The 8,250-nt window shown below is 51.0% G+C and carries 6 protein-coding genes and 1 pseudogene; 3 read left to right on the top strand and 4 right to left on the bottom strand.

What is annotated here, in order from left to right:
- Positions 1–1,129 (top strand): NADP-specific glutamate dehydrogenase (gdhA, locus tag QVP67_RS09725; protein WP_288180088.1); only part of this gene is annotated, 1,129 nt, incomplete at its 5' end.
- 183 nt (positions 1,130–1,312) lie between these two features.
- Entirely contained in the window at positions 1,313–2,476 is a 1,164-nt protein-coding gene (locus QVP67_RS09720) for a M24 family metallopeptidase (protein WP_022163368.1), read from the top strand.
- 331 nt (positions 2,477–2,807) lie between these two features.
- On the opposite strand, the gene QVP67_RS09715 is transcribed toward QVP67_RS09720, so the two are convergent.
- Entirely contained in the window at positions 2,808–3,845 is a 1,038-nt protein-coding gene (locus QVP67_RS09715) for a DUF3843 family protein (RefSeq protein ID WP_288180092.1), read from the bottom strand.
- A gap of 4 nt (positions 3,846–3,849) precedes the next feature.
- Entirely contained in the window at positions 3,850–4,455 is a 606-nt protein-coding gene (gene ruvA / locus QVP67_RS09710; RefSeq protein WP_022163366.1) for a Holliday junction branch migration protein RuvA, read from the bottom strand.
- A 249-nt stretch (positions 4,456–4,704) separates the two neighbouring features.
- Between ruvA and QVP67_RS09705 the strand changes: the two genes are divergently transcribed.
- A complete protein-coding gene (locus tag QVP67_RS09705) occupies positions 4,705–5,604 on the top strand; it encodes a diaminopimelate dehydrogenase (RefSeq protein ID WP_022163365.1) in 900 nt (299 codons plus the stop codon).
- Between the two features lie 73 nt (positions 5,605–5,677).
- On the opposite strand, the gene QVP67_RS09700 is transcribed toward QVP67_RS09705, so the two are convergent.
- Positions 5,678–7,309: a DUF3857 domain-containing protein gene (locus tag QVP67_RS09700; RefSeq protein WP_022163364.1), complete on the bottom strand. Its 1,632-nt coding sequence runs from the start codon at positions 7,307–7,309 to the stop codon at positions 5,678–5,680.
- A gap of 34 nt (positions 7,310–7,343) precedes the next feature.
- Positions 7,344–8,250: pseudogene (locus QVP67_RS09695) on the bottom strand (transglutaminase); the annotation flags it as partial.

Below are 8,250 nucleotides of genomic sequence, written 5' to 3'. Positions count from 1 at the left end.
TCAGACGAATCTGGGCTACCGTGTACAGTTCAATAATGCCATTGGCCCGTACAAAGGCGGTATTCGTTTCCATGCTTCCGTCAACCTTTCCATCCTGAAATTCTTAGGATTTGAGCAGACTTTCAAGAACGCGCTGACTACGCTGCCTATGGGTGGCGGTAAGGGAGGTTCCGACTTCTCACCGCGCGGTAAGAGCGATGCCGAAATTATGCGTTTCTGCCAGGCATTTATGCTGGAATTGTGGCGTCATCTGGGACCCGATATGGATGTTCCTGCCGGTGATATCGGCGTAGGTGGCCGCGAAGTAGGCTATATGTTCGGTATGTACAAGAAGCTGACCCGTGAGTTTACCGGTACGTTTACTGGTAAGGGATTGGAATTCGGCGGTTCGCTGATCCGTCCTGAGGCTACAGGTTTCGGTGGTTTGTACTTCGTGAACCAGATGCTGCAGACGAAAGGTATTGATATTAAAGGTAAGACAGTAGCTATCTCCGGTTTCGGTAACGTGGCTTGGGGTGCTGCTACAAAAGCTACGCAACTGGGTGCCAAGGTGGTTACCATTTCCGGTCCCGACGGTTACATTTACGATCCGGATGGCATCAGTGGCGAAAAGATTGACTATATGCTGGAACTTCGTGCTTCGGGCAATGATATCGTTGAACCGTATGCCGAGCAGTTCCCGGGTGCAAAATTCGTAGCTGGCAAACGTCCGTGGGAAGTGAAGGTAGACATCGCACTGCCTTGCGCTACACAGAACGAGCTGAATGGCGAAGATGCCCGTCACCTGATAGATAATAACGTGACTTGCGTAGGCGAAATATCCAACATGGGATGTACGCCCGAAGCCATCGACCTCTTTATCGAAAACAAGATTATGTATGCACCGGGTAAGGCTGTAAATGCCGGTGGTGTGGCTACCAGCGGACTGGAAATGTCGCAGAACGCCATGCACCTGAGCTGGAGTGCTGCAGAAGTGGATGAGAAACTGCACACTATCATGCACGGCATACATGAACAATGTGTTAAATATGGTACAGAACCTGACGGTTACATCAACTATGTGAAAGGCGCAAATATCGCCGGATTCATGAAGGTGGCTCACGCCATGATGGGTCAGGGAATAGTATAAAGAAACTTTGTTTAGTTGTATTTGTATTTGTGGTTTGTGCTGCCTGCGGCCTGTGAAGGTATGGGGCAGTACTTTTTTTATATAGGCGTATATAATCATTTTCCGGATTGATGGAATTATGACGGGAGAATTGTATCTTTGTGTGCGAAAACGAAGAATGCTAACCAATCATAATTATAAAAGATGTTACAACCGGAATTAAAACAAAGACGTGATAAGATACGTGTACTGATGGCTCAACGTGGAATTGATGCCGCCCTTATTGCTTGCAATGTCAATCTGATATATACCTACGGAACTGTAGTTAGCGGTTACCTGTATTTGCCGCTGGAATCGCCTGCCCGCCTGTTTGTCAAGCGCCCCAATAATATTACCGGAGAACATGTACTTCCTGTACGCAAGCCCGAGCAATTGCCGGAACTGATACAGGAGTGTGGTTTGCCTTTGCCCAAAAAACTGATGCTGGAAGGCGATGAACTGTCGTTTACTGAGTACAATCGGCTGGCAGCCTGTTTCCCCGAAGCGGAAGTTGTGCCGTGCGGTTCGTCGCTGATTCGTCAGGCACGCAGCATCAAGACGGTGATGGAGATTGAGATTTTCCGTCGTTCGGGAGCAGCGCATGCCAAAGCTTACGAACAGATACCGTCTGTTTATCGTCCGGGCATGACCGACCGTCAGCTTTCCATCGAGATAGAACGGCTGATGCGTCTGGAAGGCTGTCTGGGCATTTTCCGTGTGTTTGGGCAGAGTATGGAAATTTTTATGGGCAGTCTGCTGGCTGGTGACAATGCTGCTGCTCCTTCTCCCTACGATTTTGCCTTGGGTGGTGAGGGACTCGATCCTTCGTTGCCGGGAGGTGCAAACGGCTCACTGTTGCAGGCAGGACAGAGTCTGATGGTGGATATGGGTGGTAACTTCTACGGCTATATGGGTGATATGAGTCGTGTATTCTCCATCGGTAAATTGCCGGAAAAGGCGTATGCGGCACACCAGACGTGTCTGGAAGTGCAAGAAGCCATTGCCAACATGGCGAAGCCGGGCGTAGCGTGCGAAGATTTGTACAATACGGCTGTCAAGATGGTGGAGGAAGCCGGATTTGCCGATTATTTCATGGGAGTAGGACAGAAGGCTAAGTTCATCGGTCATGGCATCGGTTTGGAAATAAACGAAGCACCTGTTATCGCTCCCCGCATGAAGCAGGAGCTGGAGCCGGGCATGGTATTTGCCTTGGAACCGAAGATTGTGTTGCCGGGTGTCGGTCCGTTAGGTATAGAGAACTCATGGGTGGTAACTACCGAAGGAGTGGAGAAACTGACCGTGTGCAACGAAGAAATTATCGAGCTTTAAGAAAGAAAACTTTCGTGAGAAGGAGGGTGTGTCTAAAGGAAGATGCTTCCTTAATTTGATATACCCTCTTGTATCCTTAGAAAATAAGGGCACATAAAAAAAAAGTGCAAATATGCTGCCATTCCGTTCAGAGTCGAGGAAATGACAGTATGTTTGCACTTCTTTTATATTGTTTCGTATGTGGTATTATATTTCTCTGCTACTTGCAGGCAGATCTTATTTTACCCTTCTGTTCAGCTGGTTGTTGGCTTTCGATGGTTTCGACTTGCCTATTCTTTTTCCTGTCGGCTTTTTTTTGCTGCTGGTCCGCCGCGGACGAGTATGTGTATTCTTATTCCCCCTCATAATATTCGTCTAAAAAGTATCGTGTTATGAAATCCCAGTTGTTCTGCAGTACTTCTTTTCCTTGCGGGAAGGGAAGTTGGGCATCAGGCAGAAGTCCGTGCTGCATACCATACTTCAACAGGTCGAACGGACAATGGCCGGGCAGGCAGAACAGTTTGTATGCTTCAGCAGCAGCCGTCGAAGCATGGTAGGCTGCATTACGGGCATCGCAGAAGCAGGCTGCTACACCAGGAGCCATCAGCATGCCTTTGCCGTTGGCATAGATCACAAAGTTCTTTTCGTCTTTCAAGTCGGCCAGCAGACCGTCGGGATGGTCTTCCCACTTCAGTTCTTGAGTCAGGAAGGTGTGCAGTTCGCGGTAGGTGGCGAAATAAAGCAGGGGATAGCCGTTGCTGTACTTCAGGCAGCGTTCCACGTCCTTGGTCAGTCGGCTGTCGGGAGTAATTTCGGGTAAAGGAAGCGAAGGAGTTTCCAGTACTTGGCTGTTCATCATCCACGAGTCGGGTGAAGGTATTTCGCCAATAGGTGCTTCTTCGAACAGGCTGTCCATTTCATCATACAGTTTTCCGGCCAGTGCCAACAGTTCCTTGTCATAAGGATTCTGGAAATGAAAAGGAGCGTGAAGATCGGCGAAAGCTTGCAATTCCGGATGGTCTTCGTCCGGGAGGAGAGCCGGTTGCGAAAGGCTGTCCCATAACAACAGGCATACGTCGGGCAGGTTGATTTCGTCGTCAATGTAATCGGTACACTCGTAGAAAGGTAACGTCTGGTGGTAGAGCTGTCGGTATTTGTCACAGAAAACTTTCCAGCCGCCAGACTGGGCAATGGTATCGTAGAAGTACAGACTTACCCGGATGGCTGTTTTGGTCAGACCGTAAAACGTATGACCGGCATACAGAGGAGAGCTGTCGATCAGGGGAAGCAGACGGTTGGCAAAGTCTGCATACCATTTGTCGGCCGGCTGTGTCTGGTTCCGGGCGTTGGCTGTCAGCCAGTCATTCATATATATTTTCTTTGTCTTCATCATGTCAGAGTCGTTTAAGTGCCAGTTTGATAACCTGTTCTACCGGAGCATCGGGCGTTTCTTTCAGAATGGCCAGAACCACTTTTTGTGAGGCAGCCTGTGCAAATCCCAGCATGGTGAGGGCTGCTACGGCTTCTTCTTGCAGTTCGCTGTTGGCCATGCCTGCCAGCGGAAGTCCCGGTTCTACACCCATGGCGGCTGCTACGGCTCCGGTCTTTATCTTGTCTTTCAGGTCTACGATGATGCGTTGGGCGGTTTTCAGTCCGATACCTTTCACCGTTTTCAGCAGATTGGCATTTTCGTTGCTGATGATGTTGATAAGTTCGGTGGGCGACAAGGCCGAGAGAATCATTCGTGCCGTATTGCCTCCGATGCCTGATACGGTGATCAGCAGCAGGAAGAGTTCGCGTTCCTGCTTGTCGGCAAAGCCGTATAGCTGGTAGGTATCTTCGCGGATGGCTTCGTAGATGTAGAGCTTGCATGTCTTCTTGCCCTGTATGGCCGAGTAGGTGTTGAGCGAAATGCTGGCTATGTAGCCTACGCCGTTGCAGTCGATGACAGCGGTTGCCGGACTAAGTTCGGCAAGTTCGCCTCGGAGGTATTCTATCATATGTTTATGAGTTTATGAGTTCTTGAGTTGTTGGTTTGGAAGCTCTTTCGTCTTCGGGGTCGGAACAAATGCCATGTCTGGTTTGTTATATGTCCGGTGCAAATGTACGAAATATCCATTGGCTATAAAATAGTCTTAATAAAGAAAAAAAGAAAATGGAAGATTGCACCGTTTTGTACGCTATTTGATGAATAATGCGTATTTTTGCACCCACTAAAAAGAAAACTGATAACTAAATTGGATAAAAGTATGAAAAAAGTAAGAGCTGCCATCGTTGGTTATGGCAATATCGGGCACTATGTGCTCCAGGCTTTGCAGGCTGCGCCTGATTTCGAAATTGCCGGTGTTGTACGCCGTGCAGGTGCCGAGAACCGTCCGGCTGAATTGAACGATTATCCTGTCGTGAAAGATATTAAAGAACTGGAAGGAGTGGACGTGGCCATTCTTTGTACGCCGACCCGCAGTGTGGAGAAATATGCCAAAGAGATTCTGGCACTGGGCATCCATACAGTAGACAGCTTTGACATCCATACAGGCATTGCCGACCTGCGCCGTACGCTCGACGCTGAGGCCAAGGCTCACAATACTGTTTCCATCATCTCGGCCGGATGGGATCCGGGAAGCGATTCTGTAGTACGTACGTTGCTCGAAGCCATTGCACCGAAAGGTATTACGTATACCAACTTCGGACCGGGTATGAGTATGGGACACACAGTAGCTGTAAAGGCCATTGAAGGTGTGAAGGCTGCATTGTCCATGACGATTCCTACCGGTACGGGCATCCATCGCCGTATGGTATACATCGAACTGAACGAAGGTTACGATTTCGACAAGGTGGCTGCTGCCATCAAAGCCGATCCTTACTTTGTGAACGACGAAACACACGTGAAACTCGTGCCCAGCGTAGACGCACTGCTCGACATGGGACACGGTGTGAACCTGACTCGTAAGGGTGTTTCGGGCAAGACGCAGAACCAGTTGTTCGAGTTCAACATGCGTATCAACAACCCGGCTTTGACTGCTCAGGTATTGGTTTGCGTGGCACGTGCAGCTATGCGTCAGCAACCGGGCTGCTACACGATGATCGAGATTCCTGTCATCGACTTGCTGCCGGGTGAACGTGAAGAGTGGATTTCACATCTGGTATAATCTTACCTGTATTATATAGGAGAATAGCGAGGGCGCGTCCGTTTTGGATGCGCCCTCGTTTTGTATTTTCGTCTTACTTCACAGGTTTCAGCAGCAGTGTGTGGTTGTTGCTGTCACGCCATTCGGCCATCAGGGCATAGAAGTCGCAGTAAGTCTGAGGAGTGAATAATTGCTGTGTGATGCTGAGGCTTCGTGTCACGGTTACTCCCTCTGCTCCTTGCTTATAGCTGAACGATACCTTGCCACATGGGCGGGTCAGCGTCTTATCGGCTTTCTGACTCCAGGTGGTACCTTCGGGCAGCTTGACCAATGTTTCGCAGGTCACTTCTACGGTTTGCGGAAGCAGGATGTTTTCGCGGATGTCGGTATTGGCAGCGTATGTATATAAAGGTAAGGCAGCCGATACCGGTTTCAGGGTGACAACCTGCCATCCGTCGGGCAGTGTCTGCGAGTTGTCGGCATTGATTTCCAATACGTCTTTCTGAGTGTCTTGAGCTGTGTTTACCACCAGTTTCAGGGGGTGTGCCTGTAGGGTAGTCACCGTCATGTAGTCTTGTAGCCGGGATTCACCTGTTCCCTGTACGGCCGCTCCTTTTTGGGGAGCATTTTCGGATTGGGCTATGAGGGAAACGATGGAAGCAAGTCCCCGGTTATCTGCTTCTGACGGGCGGAGAGCGCAGATGGCTGCTTCGGCTTTCATTCCGGCTGCTTGTTGCAAGGCAACATCCAGGTTGACCAGTTCGGCCTGTGTACCGTAGGCACTACGGATGACTTCCGATGCCGGACGCAGGCGGTATCCTGCTTCTTGCAGCGACACCTTGCACTGGCTGGAGGTGTACAGCCTGTTCATGTAGGTGGCGATGGCTGTGCGCAGGTCGGTGCTGTCTTGTTGTGCTGCCTGTTTCAGTTCGTTCAGTTGGGCTTCAATGACTGTGCGGTCGCCGGGGGTTAACTGTTGGGCAAGTGACTTCAGTGCGTCGGCATAGCTTGCCCATGTAGAAGCCATGATAACAGGCATCATGCCGGAAGCTACCTGCTGCACCATGCCCAGACTGCCTCGCAGTGAAGGGTAAGAGTAGGGGCGCGGCTCTACGTTTTTCAGTTTCCAGGTGACGGATTTCATGCCATCTTTGTTTGCTTCTGCCGGACGGGCGGAGGCATTCAGCAATTCATAGTGCAGCGTCTTGCTTTCGGGAACTTCGATGCGGCAGGTGAACTCGTCGATGGGCGACAGTTCCTTTATCGGGCAACAGATGTCCAGTTCGGGCAGATAGCCGGCACGGCTCTTGATAGAGTAATCTAAATAAATGGTGGCACCCAGCTCCAGGCCAGTATGTACTACTACCATTTCTTTCAGCCGATTGTAGGCCGGAGCATTGGCGGCTGCGGAGGGCAACACTTCGACAAAGGCGTTGTCGGGGGTACGAATGACGGTACCATCCTTCTGTCGCGTGTACGAATCGTGTATTTCGAGCTGCTGGTATTGCGGATCGTAGACGATGAACGTTTCGCCGTAAAGGCTGTTCATGGCGGCGTGGGTGTAGAGGGTCAGTTCTTTCTGCACGCGGAGTTCCTGACTGCCGTCGGCGTGCAAGGTGTATGTCTTCGACAGTTTGCCGAAGCGGGCTTCGGAGGCTGCCTGCGCGGTGAGGGTCACGGACAGGAGCAGGGCAAGTACACCTATATGTAAATGGATTGTTTTCATTTGATTCACTTGGATTTATTGGTGGACATTGTTATTATCTCTTTTTGGCAACGAAGTAGCGGTTGTAACTCTTGGCCATGTTGACAGCTTTGCGGAGAGAGAACCAGTCGGATGCTTCGTACACACGTTTGTTCAGCTTGAGGGTGGTCTTTACCGTTACGAGGTTGCCCTCTCCTTTGATGTTGCCCTCGAAACTGGCGGCTGCTCCTACTGTATTTTCGGTCGTTTCCGTCGACTGTACTCCTTTCAGCAGGTAGTGGTCGGGCAGGCGCAGTGTTTCGTTCAGTTCCACCAGGCGCGAACAGCCGTCCTTGAAGCCATATTGGCGTGTCTCCAGACTGGTGTCGATGCGCAGATAGGACATCACTTGCGTATAGAGGTTGTTCATCACAAACAGTTTGAAGACCATTCCGTCCTCGTCCGTTTTCATGGCATAGTCGGGTATTTCGTAGCGGAAGGTGATGCGGATGGGTGCCTTCTGATAGTCTTTCGGATTGCGTCCGTAGTCCACACTGAGGAGACGTGCCTTGGGCGAAACGTTGAGCAGTTGGCGTTCCATGGTGTTCTGCCATTCGCTTTGGAAGCCGGTGGTGAAGATGCGGCGTATGTTGCTGTCGCTCTGTCCTTCGGCTTCGATGGTGAAGCTGCCTCGCAGGGTGCCGTCGGCAGAAAGGCGGTTGTCGGCGTTGATGCGTACGTAGTGATTTTCGGGGGCAGAGACGGGTGTCAGGCAGAGGTCGGTGCCTTCGGGTGTGCCCGGCAGGTAGTTCTGCTGTTGTTCGGCACTGCTCCACAGCTCACGGCAGAATGGCACCCATGTGGGGTCGAGGGGCATCAGTGTGCCGTCCTGCAGGCGCACCACGGCTACGCAGTGGTTGAAGTGGTCGGCAGGGATGGTCTCTACGCGGCTGCCTGCCATCGTCATGGCCGGATAGGCTTCG

The sequence above is a fragment of the Bacteroides sp. CAG:633 genome (assembly GCF_000435115.1).
GTDB lineage: Bacteria > Bacteroidota > Bacteroidia > Bacteroidales > Bacteroidaceae > Bacteroides > Bacteroides ndongoniae.
Note: the sequence above shows the minus strand (reverse complement) of the source record. Positions and strands in the feature narration are given on the sequence as shown.